We start from the raw sequence: 22,163 nt of genomic DNA, 5'->3' as shown, positions 1-22,163 counted from the left end.
GAAGGCTCTGGACTCAGGCCGCGGCGAATGATCTGCTCGACTTCCACGACTGGCGCGTGCGCTCGCACCAGAACCCTGGCCGAGTCGGCGGGGCGAAGTGGAACCGCGAGCTTGCTGCGTTGACTCGGCCCTATGAGCCGCAGAACTCGGCGTCCACGACCCGCTGTTCGTGGACGTTCCAGTCGCCGTTGAAGTTGAGCGACAGCACGTGCCCACCGTCGTCCGTGGCCATGGACTCCGAAATGGAGCCCTGCATACCGCCGTTGTGCCCCCAGATCTCGGTGCCGCACGACAGCGTCATCTTCATCAGACCCAGGCCGTAGGAGAAGTTCGGCAGGTTCTTGGGCGAGACGGTCGTCATCATCTCCTTCAGCTGAGGCGCCTTCAGGAGCCGGCCGGAGAACAGGGCCCGGTAGAACCGGTTGAGGTCGTGGTTGTTGGAGATCATCTCTCCGGCGGCGCCCGCGAAGGAGGGGTTGAGTTCGGTGACGTCGTAGGTCGCGCTGTTGGGCTCTCCCGGTCCGGCCAGTTCCCCGGTCAGCTTGGAGTAGGCGCGTCCGCTGGGTCCGGCGACACGGGCGCGGGTGCCCGGCACCGTGGTGGCGTCCAGGTGCAGGGGGCGCAGGATCCGTTGCTCGATCTCTTGGGCGTACGAGTGTCCGGTGGCCTTCTGGATCACCATGGAGGCGATGACGTAATTGGTGTCGCTGTAGCTCCACTCGTCACCGTCGCCGGTGGGGGCGAAGACGGGCTCGTGCTTCATGGCCAGTTGGACGATCTGGCGGGGCGTCCAGGTGTCGTACCGGTGCTTGAGGAAGTCGGTGCCGAACTCCTTGCGCTTGAAGTCCCCGTCGTCGGTGTAGCTGTAGATCCCGCTGGTGTGATTGAGGAGCTGCCGTATCTTGATCTTGCTGCCGTCGTGCCCGTTGCCCCGCACCAGGCCCGGCAGCCAGTGGTCCACCGTGTCGTCCAGGCTCAGCCTCCCCTCCTCCACCAGCTGGAGCATCACCGTCGCCACGAACGTCTTGGTGATCGAGCCGATCCGGAAGCGGTCGTCGGCCCGCGGCTTGCGGCCGGTCGTCAGATCCGCGGTTCCCGCACGTCCCGCCCAGGTGTCGTTCCCCAGCTCGGCGAGCACGATCCCCCCGGGCACCCCGTCCCGGACCACCGACTCCAGGGCAGCCCGGGTGGCCGCGTGCCCGTCCCGCGCCGCCAGGGCGTCCGCGGTACCGGCAGCCGAGGCCGGCAGGGCGAGACCGGCGCTCATCACGACCGTGGCGACCATCCCGACGCCAGCGGCCCGCAGCCTGCGCTCCCCTCGCGGGCGGCCACGCTCCGCGGACGTACGTGAACCGTTGACAGCGTGCGGGAACTCGTACACGAAGGACTCCTGTATCTGGCTGGTGACGACCTGATGTGAGCCCAGTATTTTCGATCAAGGTCCGGGCCCGGGATACCGCCAACCACCCGTTTGGGGGTGGGGCTACCCCCCGGTCGGCGTGGCGGCCCGTCCCGGGTCCGGGACGTTAGCCGCGGGGGCAGCGCCGCCGCCGCGCTCGCCCAGGTCGCCACCGGCCGGGCCGATGCCCTGTGGGCCCCGGAACTCCGGCCGTGGGACTGTGCCGCCGGCGTCCTGCTGGTCCAACAGGCGGGAGGAACAGTCGGCGACCTGGCGGGCCCCACCCCCGGTACCTGGCCCGCCAGCGGCGACGTCCTCGCCGCGTCCCCGGCGCTGTTCGAACGCTTGCGGGCCGTGCTTGCCGAGGCCTGTCCCCACTGGTGCCCACCGGACGACACGGCAACGACGGCTGATCCATTCGCCCGCAGGACGAGCGCACCCCAGGACCGGCATCCGCCGCCCTCGCCGCAGGCCGTCCGGGCTTGGTGACGCACCACGGACGCCCCTCTCGCAGGTCGAGGACGAGGCCAAGGACAGGAGCGAGGAGCATTCCCCGGCTGGCCACTGTTGCCCACCTCGCCCGGCAGACGCGCAGACATCGGTGCATGGCTACGTGGCGGATGCGGCCGAGGTCCTGGACCCGCCAGCGACGCCGCCGCTCGTCTGGAGCGCACGGACACGATGAACGTGGCCGCGGAGATGCAGTGGAATCTGATGCCACCGCGCTCCTTCGCCAACCGCGACGTCGTGATCGCGGCCGCGCTGGAGCCCGCGTACGAGATCGGCGGTGACGCCTTCGACTACGCGATCGCCGGCGACCAGGTCCACCTGGCGGTCTTCGACGCCATGGGGCACAGCAGCCACGCGGGGCTGGCCGCCAACCTCGCCGTGTCGGCCTGCCGTAACCAGCGCCGCCAGGGCACCGACCTGGTCACCACCGGCGAGCGCGTCGAGCAGATCCTGGTCGAACACTTCGGCCACAGCACCTACGTCACCGCCGTCCTGGCCGACCTCGATGCCGCCACCGGGCTTCTCAGCTGGGTCAACCGCGGGCACCACCCGCCGGTACTGATCCGCGGCGGACGATGGACCACCTCGCTGTCCTGTCCGCCGGCGCACCCGCTGGGCACCGAGCTGGGCATCACCGCCACCCTGTGCCGCGAACAGCTCGAACCCGGCGACCGCGTCCTGCTGTACACCGACGGCGTCACCGAAGCCCGCGACGCACGCGGCCGGGAATTCGGCCTCGCCCAGTTCACCGACTTCGTCATCCGCCACCACGCCGACGGCCTGCCGGTACCCGAAACCCTGCGCCGCCTCATGCGCGCCGTCCTGGACCACCACGCCGGCCGGCTCGGCGACGACGCCACCGTCGTCTGCCTCGAATGGCACGGCCCCAGCGCCAACACCGAGCTCCGCCCCGTCCCACCGGTCGGCAGCAGCCACCGCCGACACCGGTGACGTCGGATGACAGTCGAGACGTAGCATGGAAAACGTGAGGACGGGGACGTGACGGCCCCGCCCTCACTCCAGCACGCACGCTCGCCGCCTCGGCAGCGAGTAGGGCGACTCGACAAGAGGCACCGACCGGAATGCCGCAAAGAAGAGCGACGGAACCGGCGAAGGGGTTGGTGTGCGAGGCCGATGGAACCGGGTAACGTCTTTGTCATGTTCTTCCAGACGCCGATTCACGAGTGAGAGCGTGATGGGCCCCTTCTGACGTCCTTCGATGTCGCCGCCCGTCCCCCACCGATGAATCCGTAGATCACTTCACATCATTACCGGGAGAACCCGTGACCGTGAGCAAGAACATCAACAACCCCGTGGGCATGGGCGGCGGCCAGCGCAAGAAGCTGTCCCGCGCTGAACGGCAGAACAACGGTCCGCACCGCAACCTCGACCGCCAGGGCGCGGCGGACCAGAAGGCGGAACTGGTGCGGAAGATGCGCGAGAAGGCGGACGCGGCTGAGGGCGCCGGGCAGGCGGACGACGACACCGCACACGACTGACGTACCGCCGCCGCAGGGCGGCACCGCACAGGGCAGGGCCCCGGACTGCGATGCGCGGTCCGGGGCCCTGCTGCCGTATCGGGGCTCCGCTGCCTGGGCCGTGGTGGGTGAGACCTGGCTCACCTGTCCGCAACCTGCCCGGACAGTACGACACGGTGAGCGGCAGCGTGGCGCGCCGGGCGTCGTCGTATCCGGCGCGTATCGGCGCGCCGGGCGTCGTCGTATCCGGCGCCTATCAGGGCGCTGACGTCGAACGGCCGCTTGTCCGCGGTGCCTTGGCCGATACGGGCGGCGGCGTCGGCCGGCGCGACGTACTGCTCGCGGCCGAGGCGCCGGACGGGCACCGGGACGCCCTCGCGTCCCGGTGCCCGCTGTACGCCGGTCACCCGGCCCCGGGCGTCCAGCTGGACCCGGTCCCCGGTGATCAGGGTGACGAACCGGGCCGGGGATCCGACACCAGCCCCTGCCGCGGTGGCCCCTCCGACGGCCCGGATACCCGCCCCGTGCCGGCGGCGGGCGCGGTGTCCGCGTCCGTGGTCCGCAACCCGAGCCCCGTGCCGGTGTCCGCCACCGAGACGCACGTCATCACTCCCGCGACCAGCAAGGCGGCCAGCGCCGCCGAGGAGGATCCGATGCGCATCAGCCGGCCCGCCCTGGAACCTGCTTGCTGGCGTCGACGATCGCGCGCTGCGTGATCGCGCTGGTGAACGTGACGGTGCCGACCTTGAACGGGCTGTCCGCCACCTTCTTGACCACCACGTTGCGCTCGCCGAGGAACTCCAGGGTCTTCTTGTCGAAGATCCACTCGGTGCGCTCGCCGGCGGTGTCGTTCTGCCGCGCGATCGCCACCCCGTGACGGCCCACGGCGTCGACCGCGTCGTCCACCGCCACGACCCCGGGGATCTTGGCCGCGGCCTTGTAGAGGGCGGCGGTGAGATCGGCCGGCGGGTAGCTCTCGTTCAGCAGATCACCGATGGCGACGAAGGCCGCCTGGTCGCGGGGGACTTCGTGGTCCCGGACGGCGTCCGAGTCCCGGTAGATCCGCTGCAAGAGTACGGCGGGGTCGGTGGGCAGCTTGGCCAGGGTGTCGTAGGCCGAGTTGAGCGGGATGTCGCTGGACAGGGTCAGCCCCTCCTCGCTCGTCTCGCCCGCTTCGATCAGCCAGCCGTCCTTGCCGTCGAGCGAGTTCCAGACCTGGCGGGAGTGCAGCTCTTGGCTGACCACCGTGGTCTTGTCGTCGACGGTCTTGGGGTAGGTGCTCGCCACCTTCGAGGCGATGTAGACGTACTGGCCGGCGCGCGGGGTGGGCCCGGAGACCTCGGCGGCAGCCAGGGAGATGCGGTCGAGGAGCTGGGGGGCGCCCTTGGCATCGACGGCGCCGACCTGGGTGGTCAGCGCGGGGCCGGTGGCCAGAGCGGTCTTGCCACCGCCCCCGTCGCCACCGGACAGGGCGACGCCGGCCACGACCGCGCCGGCCAGGGCGAACGCACCGGCGGGCAGCAGGATCGCGCGGCGCAGGAACGGGTTGCGGCGCCGCGGGGCGAGTGCCGGGCGGGCGGGAGTGCGGTCGGTGCGGAGGTCTTCGTGGATCTGGGCCATCATCTGCTCCTTGTGGAACTGGTGGCGGCCCGCCGGCAGATCCCGCTCGACGGAGGGCAGTAGTCCCTGGGTCTCCGTCCACTCAGCCGGGCGTGACTGGGAGGGGCTGGCGTTCATCGGTTTCCTTCCTGTGCGGACCGGATCACGTATCCGCGATCACCTGTTATCTGCCGGTTCGCGGTGGTGAGTTCCCGTTCTCTTCCGAGCAGTTCCGCGCTCTTTTTCCTGAGCAGTTCCGCGTCGGCGAGCTTGCGGAGCTTGCCGCGGGCGCGGGACAGCCGGGAACGGACGGTGCCGACGGGAATGCCGAGGGCGTGGGCGGCCTCGGTGTACTCCATGCCCTCCCACAGACACAGCGTCAGGACCTCGCGTTCGGGGCGCTTGAGCAGACTGAGCGCGGCGAGTGTGGCCGCGATCCGACGCCGGTCGTCGAGCCGTGCGGCGGTCTCCTCGGCGTGGTCCTCGACCTGCTCCTCCGCGCCGCCTGCGGCTGCCACCGCCTCGGCCGCGTTTCGGTAGCGCCGGTTGCCGCGGTACTGGGAGCGGGCGACGTTGGTCGCGATGCCCAGCAACCACGGTCGCAGCGAGCCTCCTTCGGTCTCGATGGACGCACGGCGCCGCCACGCCTCCATGAACGTCGTCGACATGACGTCCTCGGCCGCGGACCAGTCGGCGGTCAGCCGGAAAGCGTGGTTGTACACCGCGCGGGCGTATGCGTCGAAGAGTTCCGCAAAGGCGTCAGGATCTCCAGTTCGCACGCGGGTTCGCATATCTGTGGTCACGTCTTGAACTGTCTGTGAGCGCGGGCGAGTTCCCGTGTCCTACGTCACACCGGTTCCTGGGGTCTCCCCCACACCAAGGAAGGGGCCAACCCGCAGACCACGATCAGGCCGGGACACCGCGCGGACCAGGACGACGTCTCCGCCCGCCCGGCTCGGCCCCGGCGTCGGCTCCGTCGGCAGCCGACTCGACGGTGACGACACGGTCGTACCCCGGACCACGCCGCACGACTGGTCGCGCAGGCTGTTCAGCATGAACCGATCCGGGCCTGATGACGAATCGCCTCAACCAGAAGAGAGATCGTCCCACCTGGCGAGGCGGCGGCTGCGAAACAGGGCGCAGGCGATGGCGGTGAAGGCGGTGCATGCTGCGGCAGCGTCGAGCCACGCCTTCGTCCGCTCTGTCGTCCCGGCAGCGTCGGTCTCCTGCCGAGAAATCAGGGTCTGACCCGCGATTCCATGCCCGCGCCGGAGTGGCTGGACTCCCCCGGACGGCCGTGACGACCTGTGCCATGTGGGCCAGGACACCCTGCGCCGCCCCGCTGTCCGGCCGCCACGGCCTGTGCTGCTCCACCGTGCACAGCGCTGCCCACGGGTCACTCCTGCGGCAACGACTGCGGCTGGACCGGTGTGGAGGGCGTGGCCGTTTGTCGCAGCAGTTGTTCGGTGAGGCGTTCCTTGGCCAGGGCGAGGTGGCGCCGGTAGGTGCCGTAGGGCACCCCGAGTCGTCGGGCGGCGGCCTTGTGGGTGCGGGAGGCCCCGATGTAGGTGGCGGTGAGGGCCTCCTGGGCCCTGACACCCTCGGGGTCCGTCTGCAGTGCGGCGAGAGCCGCAGTGATGGCACCGCGCAGGTTCGCGGCCGGGTCGGGCGAACCCGGCGGCACGAGATGGGAGTGCAGCAGGGCACTGGTGGCGAATGCGCGGGGGGTGTGCCAGGTGCGCAGCGCCTCCAGCACGCCTTCCGCGAACGCGGCGCGCGGCAGTTGGTCGCGCGGGCCGCTCGCGGAGGCAGTTGGGGGCCATGTCGCTACGGGCGTGACCGTGGCGCGAGCCCGGTGTCGCACCCACTGGTCCACGGTTTGCAGTCGCCAGTCCCGCCCGAAGACGTGCTGTTGCCTCCCGTCGACGTCCACGGCCGCGACCTCCGGCATCCCGGATTCGGCGAGGTAGCGTCCCCACCGGTCGGCGTCTTCGAAGACGGTGAAGGTCACCGCGCGTCCGCAGGCGCGCATCTCCTCGGCGATGGTGCGCCGGCTGGTGAGTTCCATCAGGGGTGAGGGCCGCTGGCGCCCGCCGGGCTGCACCGCGAAGCGGCGGATACCCAAATGCTCGCCCGGCCCGAGGGGGGCCGCCGCCTCCACGAGGTCCCAGACTGCTGCGATCACCGGGTCCGCGGCGCGGTCCTCGGGCAGTGGTGCGTCCAGCCGCAGGACGGCCATGAACGACACGGGTGTGCGGGAGCCGGCGTAGCGGTGGACGCGGAAGGCCTCCGGCTGGCGGCGCAGCCAGTGTGCGACCGCGGCCGCCGATGCCGGGCCCTCCGCCTCCTGGGCCATGTGCAGCACACCGGGCACGTCGTCGGGGCGAAGCGGAGTGTCCTCAATATGTCGGTGTGTCCGATGACTGTACAGATTGCCGGATCCGCCCTGGTCGCGGAAGAGGAACATCCACTCCGCGACCCGCGGCAGCGCGTCCTCCTCGGCGGCGCCGCGCACGGCCCGCAGGCCCGCGAGCGAGACGCGGACGCGGACGTCGTCGTAGCGCTCGGGGTCCCGCCAGCGCAGGTCGGCCTCCAGGGTCGCCCGCACCGCGTCGTGCGGGTGCAGCCCCTCGGGCGTGGCCTCGATGTAGGGCAACTGGCGCAGCCAGGGGAACACCGTGTCCGTGTCCTCGTCACCCAGCACCGCGCGCAGCAGGGGCTCGCGGGTGACGTAGGCCTGCGCGACGACCTCGAGGGCGCGTCGGTGGACGGCGCCGGGCAGGTCGCCGACGAGCCGCTCGACCAGGGTCGTCAGGACGTCGCCGGTGGGGTACCACGGTGCGCCGGGTGCCGCGGCGGGCACGGAGGCGGCCAGCGAGAGGGCGAGCGGGCTGCCTCCGGCGAAGGCGACGAAGGCGCCGCGCTGCTCGGCGGGGACACCCCGGGCGGCGAGCAGGGCGTGGGACTGGGCGGCGTCGAGCGGCTGCACGGCCAGCGCGGTGAACAACTGCGCCCATCCAGGGTCCAGCGACCATTCGGCGTCGGGGGCGAGTCTGCCGGCCACGACGACGATCGCATGGTCGGCGAGCCGCAGCAGGAAGGTCTCGCGCAGCCACGCCTCCAGGGGCTGACACTGCTCGAAGGTGTCGATGAGCAGTACCGCGCCGGGTTCGGCGCACGCCGGGGCCGCCGCCTCCGCGAGCCGGCGCGGATCGGCGTCGAGGAACCGTCCGTCCACGTGCACCACGCGGCGGCCGGCGAGTTCGGCCTGCCGGGCGGCGTAGCGCACCAGCGAGGACTTGCCGATACCGCCGGGGCCGTGCAGGTACGCCACGAGTGGGGCGTCCGCCGCGCCCGACAGTATCCGGTCGAGCACCGCCCGCTCCCGCTCCCTGCCCACCAGCGCACCGTCCCGTGCCGCGGCCAGCCGGTCCGCGAGTCCCACCGCTCCCAATCCGCGCTCCTCGTCAATAGCGGTAACAGTCGGCCTGTCCGCGGTCGCGCCGACGGAGCGCTCGTCACGGTCACGCCACTCGGCACGGCATCAGCCGTGACCGGTGCGGGTCCGGGGCCGGCCGGGTCGCAGGTCACGTCGAACTCTCGGAGGCGGGCCTGCCGGGCCCGCCTCCCTGCGGGCTAGAGGAACTCGCTCCTGTAGGCCGCGGCCAGCTCGGCCGCACGGCGGCGACGCTCCATGAGCTCGTCCTCCGACAGCTGCGGCGGCGGGGCGTCCTTGCCCGCGACGACATCGCCGATGCGCAGGAAGTACTCGTCCTGGCCGGCGGGGGTGCACATGCACAGCATGCGCGCCGGCGCACCCGAGACGTTGCGGAAGTTGTGCGGCGCGTTGGCCGGAACGTTGATCGTGGACCCGGCCCGCACCGTGTGCTTCTCGCCGCGGAAGGTGAACTCGATCTCGCCCTCGAGGATCGTGAACATCTCCTCGAAGTCGTGCCGGTGCGGCGGCGGGCCGCCGCCGTCGGGCACGCGCATCTCGATCAGGCAGTACCGGCCGTCGGTCTGCTCGCCGGTGACCAGCATGGCGTACGTGTTGCCCACCAGTGAGACGTATGTGGTGCCGGGGTCGTCCGGGTCGGCCACGGTCAGGGACCGGGACGGATCGTCAGCGGGAATCATCGCGGTTGTCTCCTCGGAGGTCGGTCAGATGGGGAAAGCGGTCGGCGGGACCACGACTTCGTCACCGGGCAGTGCCCCGCGGCGACGCCAGCCCGCACGGCGGCAGCCCGGTCGGCGGCCTTGCGGGCGGAAGATCGTCAACGGTCGGGGCGTGGCCAAGAATAGGAACGGGCGCGCGAAGGAAGCGTGTACGTGTGCGACACGAGATGGGATCCCCGCGACAACTCGGTCCGCGCGGAGGGCAGATGAGCAGCCGACCGAGCGCCAAGGCGGGCGCGTTCACCATCGACGTCGACTCCAGCGGTACGGGGCGCGGAACATGGGAGTTGTTCTGTGGTCACGTCTTGAACTGACTCTCAGAGCGGGCGAGTTCCCGTGCTCTACGTCACACCGGTCCCGGAAGGCGCCTCCCGCCGAGGGAACGGCCCTCGTCGGCACCTGGAACGCCCGCATGGGCGGCCTCGGTGTTCAGCGCTTTCCCGGTCGGCGGCTTCCGGGGAACCGTGCGCTCGGTGACTCCACCCACCACGTCGTGACGGAGAACCACTTCCACACCACGCCCGGGATCGGCAGGCGCGTCGTCTTCTTCCCCGGTGACCCTCCGCGGTCACCGGTCGCCGGGAAACCACGCGCCGGGCTGGCCGCCTCGCCGTCGGCGCAGGTCCTCATGGCCCACACCAGCATGGTGGAGCCGACGGTGAGCGACCTCGGGTCGGCGGGCGCGCACGCGGCCCGCAACGCCCTGCTCGAACCGGGCCGAGGGGCTGGTCCCGGACCACTCCGACGACCGCGAGCCCACTTCATCCCGGCGCTGGAGCAAGCGGCCAAGGTTCTGGTCGACGCCCGGCTCACGGACACCGAGTTGTCGCCGGCCACGACCGCCGCGCACCCGCACGGCTCCGTCCGCACCCCGCAGCGGGCCTTCGCGAGTCTGGACGAGTCGTGCAGCGCCTACATCCACCGCCGGCGTCTGGAGGAAGCGGCCACGGCACTCACCGCCCCCGGATCACGGCCCAGCGTCCCCGAGGCCGCCGCGCGCCGGCACTTCACCGACAGCGGCCACTCATCCGCGCTCTCAAGAAGCAGTACCGAGCGACACCGGCGCAATGCGTACGCCGACCAGCCTGTCGATTCGGCCCGACTCCGCCTCCGCCCCGTTCACCGCCGACTGCGGGCGGGGCCGGCTGCGCGCGCCGTGCTGACGGCGGCCGCCCGGGCCCGGCGTCCTGCCGTGTCCTGATCCGCTGCGGTCGCCGGGGCTCCGAAGCCTGTCGGGTCCTTATGCACCACCTTTGCGACGGCGGGGTGCAGCCGAGCGAGGCGGCGTCGAGCGCATGTGCTCACGTACCGGCGCCAGCAGGCCGGCGAGGGTCTTGACATCGTCGCGTGACAGCGGTTCGAACAGGAGGCCGCCGACCACCTCGACGTGACCCGGCAGCACCTTCGCGAGCAGCGCACGTCCGGCGTCGGTGAGGGTGACGGTGATGCTCCGCTCGTCGTCCGGCGAGGGAGCGCGCACGACCAGGCCCTCCTTCTCGAGCAGGCCCACCTGGTACGTCAGGCCGCTACGGCTGTAGACGACGCCGTCGGCCAGGTCGGTCATGCGGTGACTGCCTGTCGGCGAGTCCCCGAGGCGGGCCAGCAGCTGGAACTGCACATAACTGAGATCGCCGGCCTCGCGCAGCTGCTGCTCGACTGCGTGCCGGAGCAGGCTGGTCACCTCGATGAGGTCGAAGTAGGCGCCGAGCTGTACGGGGTCGAGCGACGGCGGTGAATCAGGCATGACCGCAGTCTATCTGCTTCGAATTCGAAGAGTGTGGTGTGCCGGTGGGGTGCGTCCCTTCCAGCCACCGCAGGCGGAGCCGGAACGGAACTCCTCCGCGAGTGCCGGTGTCCTCCCCGCCGAGTGAGCCGGACGCCAGGGCCTGACGGGCCCGATGCCGTGACCTCATGAGGGCACGGTGTGGGCAGTGTTGGGCGCCACTGAGCACTCCGGATCATGGAGATCGGGCAGAGGTGCGGCGCAGGGTTACGAGCAGGAGGACGGCGCCGCCGCCCACACATCCCGAGGACCGGCCATGAGCATCCCCCACCTCGCACGACGCGAGGACCAGCAGCACCCCCGTGCGACTGCTCGCCGAAGCCGTGGAACGGTCCGGCACCGTCCTCCTCGGTCCTCCCCGGTGACGGCACCACGGCCCGGCCGCAGGGAAGAAGAAGCCTTGACCATGATGCCGGGATGAGCACCGCCGCGTGGAGCCCGGTGTCCTTGGCCGTCGTGAGCGCCGGTGCCGGCCATCGCCGTCCCACTCGCCTGCTCGCGGACCGGGTCACGGAGGCTGTGTGCCGGTCACTGGCGGCCGGCGGTGCGCGCGCCGAGGTGGAGGTGCTGGAGCTGCACCGGCTGACGGCCGACCTCGCCCACCACTCCGCCCAGGGCCGCGCCAGCCTCGACCTGCGGGAGGCGGTCGCGGCCGTCGTGGCGGCCGACGGGCTGGTGGTGGCGACACCGGTGCTCGCCGCGTCCCCGAGCGAGGTGTTCGACTCGTTCTTCGCCGTCCTCGGGGACGGAGTGCTGGCCGGCATGCCGGTGCTGCTGGCGCTCGACAGCGGCTCCCGTCGGCAGCCGCCCGACATCACACAGGTGATCCGCGAGCGCCTGACCGGCGTGCACGCCGACCCTGTGCCCACGATCGTCGTCGCGGGCCCCGCCGACGGGCCGGCCGCGGCCGGCGGCGATGCGGGGCGGCTGCGGGCGTGCATCGACCGAGCCGCCGCCGAACTCGCCGCGGCGATGCGCTCGCACCGGCGGTGACCGACAGCACTTGCTTCGAATTCGAAGTAGAGGTACCGTCATCAACAGTTGCTTCGAATTCGAAGCAACATCGATCGCAGTGAAGGTGAGAACCGAAATGAAGGCAGTACGTTTCCACGAGTACGGCGACCCGAACGTCCTGCGCTACGAGGACGTGGAGCAGCCCCTCCCCGGCGCCGGTGAGGTCCGGATCCGCGTCGCCGCCACGTCGTTCAACCCCGTGGACGGCAACATCCGCGGCGGCTTCATGCGCGGCCCCATTCCGGTGGTGCTGCCCCACACCCCCGGCATCGACGTCGCCGGCACCGTCGACGCGCTGGGCGAGGGCGTGAACGGCGTCGCGGTCGGCGACGACGTCGTCGGCTTCCTGCCGATGGACGGCACCGGAGCCGCCGCGGAGTACGTTCTCGCACCGGCCGAAGCTCTGACCCCGGCGCCCAAGGACGTCCCTCTGGCCGAGGCCGCCGCGCTACCCCTGGTGGGCCTGACCGCGTTCCAAGCCCTGTTCGACCACGGCAAGCTGACGGCCGGGCAACGCGTACTCATCAACGGCGCGGGCGGCGCGGTCGGCGGTTACGCCGTGCAGCTGGCCAAGAACGCCGGTGCCCACGTCATCGCCACGGCCAGCCCGCGCAGCAGCGACGTGGTCACGTCCGTCGGCGCCGACGAAGTCATCGACCACACCACCACCAGCGTGACCGCGGCGGTGACCGAACCGGTCGACGTCGTGCTCAACCTCGCACCGGTCGACCCCGCCGAGCTGGCCGCGCTGGTCACCCTGGTCCGTCCCGGCGGTGTCCTGGTGAACACCACGGTGTGGATGCCCGCCCCCGGCGACGAGGAGCGCGGCGTGCGGGGCATCGACCTGTTCGTCCGCAGCGACGCCGACCAGCTGGCGAAGCTGGTGGCGTCGATCGACCGCGGCGAGCTGCGCGTCGACGTCGCCGAGCGGGTGCCGCTGGCCGAGCTGCCGGCGCTGCACGCCCGGGCCGCCGGGGGCGCGGTGCACGGCAAGGTCATCGTCGTCCCGTCCGCCGTCTGACGCCGGTCCGGTCCTCCACCGAAGGGAAAGGGCGCACTCGGCTCGGACCCCGAAATCGCCGCGGCGCCTGCCCCGATGGCCGGCGCGACGGCGGACGCCACACCAGCGGCCGTAGGCGACATCGCGGCGCGCCGTACCCGCTACCGCTCCTGCCCCTCCAGCCGCAGGGCACGGCCTCACCACACGCGCGCCACGGCCCGTCGTCCCACCGACCTCAAGAAGGGAAACAGTCGTGACACACCCCGCTCTGGCGCCGCTACAGGGCGACCGCCCTCGACCGGTGCGTCCACGTCATCGAAGCAGCGGAGAACAGTGAGCAGGCGCCGCTCCGGGCCGGGTGACGGCCCACATCTCCACGGTTCCAGCCCACGAAAGCGCCCACCCAACAGACCTTTGGCCAGCCACATGACCGGCGTCGCGTTCCAGATGCTCAGCCACCCATCGATTTCACCGGATCAGCTCATCAAGGAGACAGCAGTGATGAAGGCCATCGTTTTCGACACGTTCGGCGCCACCGAGGTCCTGCACGAGGCGGAGACCGAGATCCCCGAGCCCGGCCCCGGCCAGGTCCGCGTGCGTGTACGGGCTGTCGGTGTCAACCCGGTGGACGGCAAGATCCGCTCCGGGACCATGGAAGCCATCTTCCCCACCACCCTGCCCGCCGTCCCCGGTGGTGAGATCGCCGGGATCGTCGACGCCGTCGGCGAGGACGTCGACCATCTGAAGGAGGGCGACGAGGTGCTGGGCTGGTCCGACACCGGCGCCTACGCCCAGTACGCGCTCGCCAGTGCGGCTGTCCTCGCCCTCAAGCCGGCCGGCCTGGACTGGACACACGCGGCCGCCCTGCCCGTGGCGAGCGACGGCGCCGATCGCGTCCTGGACCTGCTCGACATCACAACCGGCGAGACCCTGCTCATCCACGGCGCGTCCGGCGCACTGGGCACCGTGGCCGTCCAGCTCGCCGTCGCCCGCGGCGCCCACGTCATCGGCACCGCCGGCCCTGCCAACCAGGAGTACGTCACCTCGCTCGGCGCCACCGCGCTGGTCTACGGGGACGGCCTGGTCGAGCGGGTCCGTGCGCTCGCCCCCGACGGCGTGGACGCGGTGCTCGACGCCGCGGGCAAGGGCGCGCTGGAGGACTCCATCACCCTGCGCGGCGGCACCGACCGGATCGTCACCACCGCCGACTTCCGCGCCCGCGAACTCGGCATCGTCTTCGCCGAAGGTCCGCAGCGCCGCTCGGCGGCGCGGCTGGCCGAACTCGCCCAGCAGGCCGCCGACGGCACACTGGCGATCACGGTCGGCGCGACCTTCCCGCTTGCCGACGCGGCCAAGGCCCAGCAGGCAAGCGACGCCGGCCACAGCCGCGGAAAGCTCGTTCTCACCGTCGACTGACCTCCTCCCGCGGGGTGCCGGCCCCGCACAGCCGCCTGCGACCAGCCGGTCATCTCCGGTCGGTCCGTACCCACGCGACATTCGGATGCGTCGTGTGTGGCCCACACCCTCCCCTGCTCCACCGCGACAGCCACTGCCTCCGGCTGCCGCCTGCGCTCGGCGGCGGTGCCTCCGAGACGACAGCGGGTCCGTTCCCCTCCCCACTTGCGACCACCGCCGACCGGCGTCGAACGCCGGATGCTCAGCAGACCTTCATGGCGCTCCCTGTCCTGTTCGGGAAGCGGCAGCCGGGGCTGATCGACCGGCGGCACATCGAGGTGTGCACCCTGTTCTTGCCGACGCATGAGCTGCGGACCGGCGATATGGCGGTCATCGGTGCCGGCGGCATGGCTGACGCGGGGCAGAAGCAGCGGGGGGTCAGGAGGTGACGGAGAGGACGATCTTGCCGGTGGTGCGGCCGGTCTCCCCCAGTGTGTGGGCCCGGGCGGCTTCTTCGAGGGGGAAGACCTCGTCGGCGATCACGCGCAGGCGGCCGTCCTCGACCAGGGAAGCGATCTCGCGCAACCCCGCATGATCGGGCTCGACGAGCATGAACACCGCCCGCACTCCGGCCGCTTCGGCCTCCTCGGCGGGAAAGTCGTCGTCCAGCGGCAGGATCGAGATCAGCGTGCCGCCCGGCCGCAGCGTTTGCAGGGACCGGGCCCAGTTGGCGCCGCCGAGGGCGTCCAGGACGACATCGACGTCGCGGACGGTCTCGGCGAAGTCCTGGGTGCGGTAGTCGATCAGCTCGTCGGCGCCCAGCGAGCGCAGCAGCTCGTGCTTGGCGGCGCTGGCGGTGCCGATGACGTACGCGCCGCGGGCCTTGGCGATCTGCACGGCCAGGTGGCCGACGCCTCCGGCGGCCGCGTGGATCAGGACGCGCTGGCCGGGCTGGACGTTCGCGGTGTCCACCAGGGCCTGCCAGGCGGTCAGCGAGGCCAGCGGCAGGGCACCGGCCTGGATGTGGTTCAGGCCCTTGGGACGCGGGGCGAAGTGCCGGGCCGGGGCAGCGACATACTCGGCATAGGCGCCCGCCGGGTGCGGGAAACGCGGCATCCCGAACACCTCGTCGCCGACCTGGAAGAGTGTCACCCCGTCGCCGACCGCCTCGACCACCCCGGCGACGTCCCAGCCGAGCGTGAACGGCGGTCTGGCGCCGTTGGCGAACACCCCCCGCTCACGGGTCTTCCAGTCGGCCGGGTTCACACCCGCCGCGCGCACCCGGACCAGGATCTCGCCCCGGCCCGGCACCGGACGCCGCGTCTCGACGACCTTCAGGACGCCCGGAGTTCCGGCGGCGTCCTGGGAAATGGCGCGCATGGTGGCGGGGATGGTGGCCTGGTCCATGATGACGTCCTCTTTTCAGGCGGGGTTTTCTTGTGGTTTGTGCCGGTTCTCTGTGGCACGCGCCCAGACTGCCCGGCCGGACGGCCACCCGGCAGTGGCCCGATGGTCAAGGAATGAAAGGATCGGGTCATGCATCACGTTGGCGTTCTGGCCCTGGACGGCGTGGTCCCCTTCGAACTCGGCATCCCCGCCCGGATCTTCGGCGCCGCTCGTGACCGCACGGGCAACCGGCTCTACTCCGTGACCACGTGCAGCCTGGACGGCCGGCCCGTCCGCGCCGAGGCGGACTACCGGCTCACCGTCTCTTACGACGCCTCCCTGCTGGCCACCGTCGACACCGTCGTCATCCCGCCCTCCCACGCGCTGGGCCCCATTCGCGAGGAGGGCCGGCTGCCCGACGCCCTGCGCGAGGCCCTGGCTGCCATCCGCCCCGGAACCCGGATCGTGGCGATCTGCACCGGCACCTATGTGCTGGCCGCCGCGGGACTGCTCGACGGTCGCCCCGCCACCACACACTGGCGCGAAGCCGACCGCCTGCAGCGCATGTTCACCACCGCGCGCATCGACCCCGACGTCCTCTTCATCGACGACGGCACCATCCTCACCTCCGCCGGGGTGGCCGCCGGCATCGACCTGTGCCTGCACATCGTCCGCCGCGACCACGGCAGCGACATCGCCAACGAGGTCGCCCGCTCCTGCGTCGTACCGCCCTGGCGTGACGGCGGCCAGGCCCAGTACATCCAGCGCCCCGTCCCCGACCCCTCTGCCCCCGGCACCGCCCCCACACAGGCGTGGGTCATGGAACGCCTCTCTGAACCCGTCACCCTGGCTGACATGGCCGCTCACGCCAACGTCAGCCTGCGTACCTTCACCCGCCGCTTCCGCGACGAGGTCGGCACCAGCCCCGGCCAATGGCTCATCCGCCGGCGCGTCGACCTGGCACGGCACCTGCTGGAGACCACCGACTGGCCCGTCGACCTGGTCGCCGACCGCGCCGGATTCGGCACCGGTGTCTCCCTGCGCCAGCATCTTCATGCCGCCATCGGGGTCACACCCCAGGCATACCGCCGCACCTTCCGCCCCACACCCACCGGCGGTTCAGCGCAGTAGCGGCGAGCAATCCACCGTTCCGCCCGGCCTATGGCACGTTTCCGGCGTATTCCGGTTGCCCTCCATCACGGGACGCCCCCGGTGGTTCGGAGACGGCATGTCCGGCAATTAGCGCCCGAAGCCCGTGCCTCACAGATATCAGCGGGTTCTTGAGGCACATACCGCATGTTCGTTTGGTGGGTACCGATCGCTACGTGCACGTGTGGGCCAGCGCACCGGTAAAGGGGGTTCTCACAGTACCTGTATCAGCAGGGTCTCCCAGACGTCCAGAACGCCTGTCAACCTGGTTGAGTCGAAAGCGCCGACAACACTCCACGGACACGCACTGCGGCTTTATCCCATCAGTTGAATCAGCTGCCCCGAATCCGTGACCTTGTCGGCGCATTATTCCACGACTGAAGGGACGGAGACCAATGGCGGACACCCAATGCACCACGCACACAGAACTTTTCGATCTGCGTGGGAAGTACGCCCTTGTCACTGGCGGCACCAGGGGAATTGGGATGATGATAGCGCGCGGCCTTCTCCAGGCGGGCGCCCGCGTCGTCATCAGCTCACGCAAGGCGGACAGGTGCGTAGCGGCACAGCGTCTGCTGTCCGAATTCGGCGACGTTCAGGCGATCCCCGCCGACCTGTCCAGGCACGACGAGTGCCAACGCCTCGCTGATCTCGTCAAGGCTGACTCGGGACGCCTGGACATCCTCGTCAACAACGCGGGAGCCATGTGGCGCGAGCCGCTGGAGACGTTCCCCGACGAGGCCTGGGACGCAGTGATCGACCTCAACCTCAAGTCGCCGTTCTGGCTGGTGCAGGCGCTGCTCCCCGCACTTCGCAAGGCGGGCACCGCCGATGATCCCGCGCGGATCATCAACATCGGCAGTATCGCCGCCATCCACGTCGCCCAGGCGTCCAACTACTCGTACGCCAGCAGCAAGGCGGCACTCCATCAACTCACCAGAGTGCTTGCCAGAGAGCTGGGCCCACAGCACGTCACGGTGAACGCGGTAGCACCGGGAGTGTTCCCGTCGCAGATGATGGCGTCCACGCTCGATGCCATCGGCGACACGATCGCTGCGGCGGCCCCTCTGCGCCGGCTCGGCCGCGACGACGACATGGCGGGTGTCGCCGTGTTTCTCGCCAGCCGGGCCGGGTCCTACCTCACGGGCACCATCATCCCGGTGGACGGCGGCACCGCGACGACCGCGTCGGGTACCCCTTAGGTTGCGGGACGGGCTTACGGTGAGGGGATGGCCACGATGGATCCACGCACCCAGATACGGGAGTTCCTCCGCTCGCGTCGCGCCCGCATCACACCCGAGCAGGCGGGCCTGCCCGCTTACGGCGGCAACCGTCGGGTCGAAGGTCTGCGCCGCGAGGAGGTGGCGCTACTGGCGGGGGTATCGGCCGACTACTACGTGCGCATGGAGCGCGGCAGCCTCGCCGGTGCTTCCGACGGCGTACTGGAGGCGTTGGCCTCTGCCTTGCGACTCGACGAGGCCGAACGTGACCACCTGTTCCACCTCGCGCGTCAGTCCGGGACGCCCAGCGGCCCACGCCGGCGCAGGCCTGCCGTGACGGTGCGCTCGACGTTGCAGCAGGTGCTCGACGCGATCTCCGATGCGCCGGCCTGGATCGGAAACGCCCGTTATGACGTGCTCGCCATGAATCAACTCGGTCGTGCGCTGTATTCACCGGTGCTGGCCGACCCGCGACGGCCCGCGAACACAGCGCGGTTCGTCTATCTGAACCCCGAGGTGGCCAGGGATTTCTTTGTCGACTACGACCGAATCGCCGGTGACGTGGCCGCGAAGCTACGCATGGAAGCCGGCCGCGATCCGCACGACGAGGAGCTGATCTCCCTGGTCGGTGAACTGTCGACGCGCAGTGAGCTGTTTCGGCAGCGGTGGGCATCTCAGGACGTGCGGCTGCACCGGTCCGGCCGCAAGCGTGTGCGCCATCCGATCGTGGGCCAACTCGACTTGGACGTCGAGGCCCTGGAACTGCCCGCCGAACCCGGCCTGCACCTCATCGTCTACACCGCGCCCGCGGGCACGCCGACCGCTGACAATCTGGCGCTCCTGGCGTCGTGGGCGGCCACCCGACAGACACCGGCGACCGAGATCGAAGCACACAACGGATAGTCCCGACGTCGGCGATGCGGTGCGGGAACGGCCCCTGGCGACGGGTGACGACCTGGTAGACGTCACCCAACTCGCCGGCCTCCAGACGGGCGCGTGTCCGACGTCTACAGCCGTACTTGTCAGCGGACCATGACGTGGGGCGACCATCGCGGATGAAGCGGATTCAGCGAGCGGCCGGCGCGGTCGTCGGCTCAGCGGTGGGCGACGCCCTGGGCGCCCCCTTCGAGTTCGGACCCCCGGGAGCGTTCTCCGCGCGGTTTCCCGCGCCTGGTGCCGGGGGCGAGATGTGCGGAGGCGGTGGCTGGGACCCCGGCGAGGCCACTGACGACACGCAGATGGCCGTCCTGGTCGCGGAGTCCCTGCTGGAGCGGAGCGGACTGGATCTGCCGGACATCTTCGCCCGCTTCCGGCGGTGGGCGGCGTCAGAGCCGAAGGACATCGGCCTGCAGACCGAGGACGTCCTGACCAACGGCATGCCCTGGGACCTCGCCGCCGCTATCCATTTCCAGGTCAACCAACGAGCAGCGGGAAACGGCTCTTTGATGCGGGCATCCACCTCCGCGGTTCACTTCGCACCCGCCGGCCGGGATGCCACTGTGGACGCGGCCCACCGCATCGCCGCCCTCACCCACGGCGACCGCGCGGCCTGGGAGGGCACCGCGATCTTCCACGAACTCATCCGCGTCACGTTCGAGGACACCGACCCCCTCACCGCGCTCCCGGACATCCTGGCCCGTGTCCACCCCGACCGACGCGGCCGCTACGCCACCGTCCTCGCGCCCGACTGGCACCCCGAGCAGGCGACCGAGTTCAACGGTGCCGTCTGGCCCTGCCTGGGCTCCGCCGTCTGGGCCCTGCGCACCACCACCAGCTTCGAGGACGCGATACGCGCGGCGATCGACCTCGGCGGTGACACGGACACCGTGGCCGCGGTGACCGGAGGCCTCGCGGGGGCGTACTACGGGCTGGATGCCATCCCCGCGCGCTGGAGCCAGCCGCTCCACGTCCCCCTCCCGGGCTTCGACGGACGGGTGCTGCACCTGGCGGATCTGCTCCACCTGGCACACCGCCTCGGAGGGTGAACCGATGGGCACCGCCGTCCTTTCCCGCGGGCACGGAGGTGCCGGGCTCAGCCGCCGACGTGGATGCCGGGGCGGCGGTCCGGGTCGGGTTCGTTGCTGCGGATGATCTCGCGGGTGACCGGGGCCGTGTCGCCGCGGCCGAGGAGGAAGTAGCGGAACATGTGCTTCACAGGGCTGCCCTCGGCCCACGCGAAGTAGCAGTGCGGCCGCACGCCGGTGGCATCGCGCAGCGCCAGCAGGATGGCGGCGATGGCGTTGGGCGCGGCCGGGGCCTGGGCGCGCAGGATCCGGTAGCCGTCGACTTCGACACCGTGGACCGTGAGGGTTTCACTGAAGTCGGAGGGGTCGACGACGTCGATCTCCAGAAAGATCACGTCGGCCAGGCCCGGTACCGGGTTGGTGCCGCGCTGTTCGCCTTCCTTGGCGCTGTACTCGGCAAGGTCGCCGGCCTGGCGTCGGTTGGCGATGATGTTGATGGACTCGTCGTGGGCGAGAGTGTCGGTGATGAACCGGCGTGCGTTCTCGTCGAAGACGATGCGGTCGGCGCGCAGTTCGGTGGTGCGGGAGATGCGGGAGACCAGCGACACGACGATGATGCCCAGGATGAAGAAGCCGGAGATGGCGATGCCGTCGGGCTTGTCGACGATGTTGGCCACCAGGGCATAGAACAGGACCGCGGTGAGCGTGGCGAAGCCTGCGGTGGCTGCGCGTCGGCGGTTGCGTGCGGCGAAGACGGTGACGGCGAAAGCGCCGGAGACCATCATCGCCAGGATGCCGGTGGCGTAGGCGCCGGCCTGCTTGTCGACGTCGGCCTCGAAAGCGATGGTGATCAGGATGCACAGGGCCGTGTAGACGATGACCACCGGGCGCACCGCGCGTCCCCATTCGGGGGCCATGCCGTAGTCGGGCAGGTACCGGGGCACGATGTTGATCAGCCCTGCCATGGCGGAGGCACCGGCGAACCACAGGATCAGGATGGTGCTGATGTCGTAGACGGTGCCGAACGCCTCCCCGACGTGTTCATGGGCCAGCCAGGCCAGCGCGCGGCCGTTGGCTGCGCCGCCAGGCTCGAACTCGTCCTCGGGGATGAGGACGGTCGTGACGAAACTGGCGGCCAGCAGGTAGACGCTCATGATGAGCGCGGCGACGGTGAGCAGCTTGCGGGTGTTGCGGATGCGGGCCTGCAGCCGCTGCTCGGCGTCGGCGCCGTCGGCCGCCACCAGCGGCATCATGCTCACGCCCGTCTCGAAGCCGGACAGCCCCAGCACCAGCAGGGGGAAGGCCAGCAGTGCCGGGCCCGCCAGATCACCGAAGCCGCCGAGGTCGGTGAGGGAGCTGGTCCACGCCGACCAGGCGTCGGGAGAGGTGAGCACATGTGCCACACCGACGCCGATGACGAAGGCATTGAGGAGCAGGAAGACCGCCACCAGGGGGATGGCCACCTTGACCGCTTCGCTGAAGCCCAGCAGGAACACTCCCCCCAGGATCAGCAGCAGCGCCACCGTCAACGCGACCTCGTGGCCGTGCAGTGCGGCGGGGAAGAAGGGGTTCTCCATCACGTGGACCGAGGCATCCGCCGTGGACAGGGTGATCGTGATGATCCACGAGGTGGCCACGAAACCGAGCAGGACCAGCACGAACAGCTTGCCCCACCAAAACGGCAGCAGATCCTCCAGCATCGCCACCGACCCCGCGCCATGAGGGCTCTGCCTGGCCACCCGGCGATACATCGGCAGCATCCCCAGCAGCGTCAACGCCACGATCAGCAACGTCGCCAGAGGCGAAACCGCCCCGGCGGCCAGCGCGGCGATCGCCGGCACGTAGGCCAGGCTGGAGAAGTAGTCGACCCCGGTCAGGCACATCACCTTCCACCAGGCATGCTGCTCGGCATGACTCTCACCGGCCGCCGGCCCCACCGGCTGCACCTGGTGACGCAGCAGCCACCGCGCCGCCTTACCGGTCGGCTGCGCCCGCGAAGCCGGACTGTCCACCGTCTCCGGCATCACCGGCCGACTCGCCTCGCTCATGTCCCCCATGCCCTTCGCCTTCCCTGCCCGATCACTGCAACG

The 22,163-nt window shown here is 70.8% G+C and carries 20 protein-coding genes and 2 pseudogenes; 13 read left to right on the top strand and 9 right to left on the bottom strand.

The genetic code is table 11. The annotated features are described in order from the left end of the window. Window positions 1-130: 130 nt before the first annotated feature. Window positions 131-1,285, bottom strand: coding sequence for a serine hydrolase domain-containing protein (locus ACFYO5_RS23435; protein WP_388712314.1), 1,155 nt, complete (start codon window positions 1,283-1,285; stop codon window positions 131-133). 192 nt (window positions 1,286-1,477) lie between these two features. Between ACFYO5_RS23435 and ACFYO5_RS23430 the strand changes: the two genes are divergently transcribed. The 4 genes and pseudogenes from ACFYO5_RS23430 to ACFYO5_RS23415 all read left to right on the top strand — a co-directional run bounded on the left by ACFYO5_RS23430 (window position 1,478) and on the right by ACFYO5_RS23415 (window position 4,103). Then, a complete protein-coding gene (locus tag ACFYO5_RS23430) occupies window positions 1,478-1,888 on the top strand; it encodes an inositol monophosphatase family protein (protein ID WP_388711749.1) in 411 nt (136 codons plus the stop codon). A gap of 156 nt (window positions 1,889-2,044) precedes the next feature. Then, window positions 2,045-2,860 (top strand): annotated as a pseudogene (locus ACFYO5_RS23425) (PP2C family protein-serine/threonine phosphatase); the annotation flags it as partial. 332 nt (window positions 2,861-3,192) lie between these two features. Continuing rightward, entirely contained in the window at window positions 3,193-3,408 is a 216-nt protein-coding gene (locus ACFYO5_RS23420) for a DUF6243 family protein (RefSeq protein ID WP_388711745.1), read from the top strand. 155 nt (window positions 3,409-3,563) lie between these two features. Further along, entirely contained in the window at window positions 3,564-4,103 is a 540-nt protein-coding gene (locus tag ACFYO5_RS23415; RefSeq protein ID WP_388711742.1) for a hypothetical protein, read from the top strand. Here ACFYO5_RS23415 and ACFYO5_RS23410 read toward each other — a convergent pair. From ACFYO5_RS23410 to ACFYO5_RS23395, 4 genes are all read right to left on the bottom strand, one after another. After that, window positions 4,048-5,124 (bottom strand): CU044_5270 family protein, encoded by a 1,077-nt coding sequence (locus ACFYO5_RS23410; RefSeq protein WP_388711739.1) that lies wholly within the window; start codon window positions 5,122-5,124, stop codon window positions 4,048-4,050. The genes ACFYO5_RS23415 and ACFYO5_RS23410 overlap by 56 nt on opposite strands. Further along, entirely contained in the window at window positions 5,121-5,789 is a 669-nt protein-coding gene (locus tag ACFYO5_RS23405) for an RNA polymerase sigma factor (protein ID WP_356565393.1), read from the bottom strand. The genes ACFYO5_RS23410 and ACFYO5_RS23405 overlap by 4 nt, the downstream gene beginning before the upstream one ends. Window positions 5,790-6,382: 593 nt before the next feature. After that, on the bottom strand, window positions 6,383-8,431 hold the full coding sequence (locus tag ACFYO5_RS23400; protein WP_388712311.1) for an AAA family ATPase: 2,049 nt from the start codon (window positions 8,429-8,431) through the stop codon (window positions 6,383-6,385). A gap of 191 nt (window positions 8,432-8,622) precedes the next feature. After that, window positions 8,623-9,123, bottom strand: a complete 501-nt coding sequence (locus ACFYO5_RS23395; protein ID WP_388711736.1) for a cupin domain-containing protein — start codon at window positions 9,121-9,123, stop codon at window positions 8,623-8,625. Between the two features lie 532 nt (window positions 9,124-9,655). Between ACFYO5_RS23395 and ACFYO5_RS23390 the strand changes: the two genes are divergently transcribed. Continuing rightward, window positions 9,656-10,363 carry a hypothetical protein gene (locus ACFYO5_RS23390; RefSeq protein WP_388711733.1) on the top strand — a complete coding sequence of 236 codons (708 nt, stop codon included), beginning with the start codon at window positions 9,656-9,658 and terminating at the stop codon, window positions 10,361-10,363. 39 nt (window positions 10,364-10,402) lie between these two features. On the opposite strand, the gene ACFYO5_RS23385 is transcribed toward ACFYO5_RS23390, so the two are convergent. Continuing rightward, window positions 10,403-10,906, bottom strand: a complete 504-nt coding sequence (locus ACFYO5_RS23385; RefSeq protein ID WP_356565399.1) for a MarR family transcriptional regulator — start codon at window positions 10,904-10,906, stop codon at window positions 10,403-10,405. 456 nt (window positions 10,907-11,362) lie between these two features. On the opposite strand from ACFYO5_RS23385, the gene ACFYO5_RS23380 reads away from it, so the two are divergent. From ACFYO5_RS23380 to ACFYO5_RS23365, 4 genes are all read left to right on the top strand, one after another. Then, a complete protein-coding gene (locus ACFYO5_RS23380; protein WP_388711728.1) occupies window positions 11,363-11,938 on the top strand; it encodes an NAD(P)H-dependent oxidoreductase in 576 nt (191 codons plus the stop codon). Between the two features lie 97 nt (window positions 11,939-12,035). Next, the gene (locus ACFYO5_RS23375; protein ID WP_388711725.1) at window positions 12,036-12,980 is read left to right on the top strand and encodes an NADP-dependent oxidoreductase; all 945 of its coding nucleotides are present in this window, start codon (window positions 12,036-12,038) and stop codon (window positions 12,978-12,980) included. Between the two features lie 480 nt (window positions 12,981-13,460). Next, on the top strand, window positions 13,461-14,375 hold the full coding sequence (locus ACFYO5_RS23370; RefSeq protein WP_388711722.1) for an NADP-dependent oxidoreductase: 915 nt from the start codon (window positions 13,461-13,463) through the stop codon (window positions 14,373-14,375). Window positions 14,376-14,629: 254 nt separating this feature from the next. Further along, window positions 14,630-14,803, top strand: coding sequence for a hypothetical protein (locus tag ACFYO5_RS23365; protein WP_388711719.1), 174 nt, complete (start codon window positions 14,630-14,632; stop codon window positions 14,801-14,803). Here ACFYO5_RS23365 and ACFYO5_RS23360 read toward each other — a convergent pair. Next, window positions 14,793-15,761: an NADP-dependent oxidoreductase gene (locus ACFYO5_RS23360; protein WP_388711716.1), complete on the bottom strand. Its 969-nt coding sequence runs from the start codon at window positions 15,759-15,761 to the stop codon at window positions 14,793-14,795. The two genes, ACFYO5_RS23365 and ACFYO5_RS23360, sit on opposite strands and share 11 nt — an antisense overlap. 129 nt (window positions 15,762-15,890) lie before the next feature. On the opposite strand from ACFYO5_RS23360, the gene ACFYO5_RS23355 reads away from it, so the two are divergent. From ACFYO5_RS23355 to ACFYO5_RS23345, 3 genes are all read left to right on the top strand, one after another. After that, on the top strand, window positions 15,891-16,871 hold the full coding sequence (locus ACFYO5_RS23355) for a GlxA family transcriptional regulator (RefSeq protein ID WP_388711713.1): 981 nt from the start codon (window positions 15,891-15,893) through the stop codon (window positions 16,869-16,871). Window positions 16,872-17,284: 413 nt separating this feature from the next. Next, window positions 17,285-18,091 (top strand): SDR family oxidoreductase, encoded by an 807-nt coding sequence (locus ACFYO5_RS23350; RefSeq protein WP_388711711.1) that lies wholly within the window; start codon window positions 17,285-17,287, stop codon window positions 18,089-18,091. Window positions 18,092-18,127: 36 nt separating this feature from the next. Further along, a complete protein-coding gene (locus tag ACFYO5_RS23345; protein ID WP_388712308.1) occupies window positions 18,128-19,012 on the top strand; it encodes a helix-turn-helix transcriptional regulator in 885 nt (294 codons plus the stop codon). On the opposite strand, the pseudogene ACFYO5_RS23340 reads toward ACFYO5_RS23345, so the two are convergent. Continuing rightward, a pseudogene (locus tag ACFYO5_RS23340) lies at window positions 19,005-19,106 on the bottom strand (gfo/Idh/MocA family oxidoreductase); the annotation flags it as partial. The gene ACFYO5_RS23345 and the pseudogene ACFYO5_RS23340 sit on opposite strands and share 8 nt — an antisense overlap. Window positions 19,107-19,164: 58 nt before the next feature. Between ACFYO5_RS23340 and ACFYO5_RS23335 the strand changes: the two are divergent. Further along, window positions 19,165-20,094 (top strand): ADP-ribosylglycohydrolase family protein, encoded by a 930-nt coding sequence (locus tag ACFYO5_RS23335; protein ID WP_388711708.1) that lies wholly within the window; start codon window positions 19,165-19,167, stop codon window positions 20,092-20,094. A gap of 47 nt (window positions 20,095-20,141) precedes the next feature. Here ACFYO5_RS23335 and ACFYO5_RS23330 read toward each other — a convergent pair whose 3' ends face one another. Continuing rightward, window positions 20,142-22,097 carry an amino acid transporter gene (locus tag ACFYO5_RS23330; RefSeq protein WP_388712305.1) on the bottom strand — a complete coding sequence of 652 codons (1,956 nt, stop codon included), beginning with the start codon at window positions 22,095-22,097 and terminating at the stop codon, window positions 20,142-20,144. Window positions 22,098-22,163 lie beyond the last annotated feature (66 nt).

The sequence above is a fragment of the Streptomyces sp. NPDC006259 genome (assembly GCF_042870975.1).
Lineage (GTDB): Bacteria > Actinomycetota > Actinomycetes > Streptomycetales > Streptomycetaceae > Streptomyces.
This window is presented reverse-complemented; position numbering and strand designations above follow the sequence as displayed.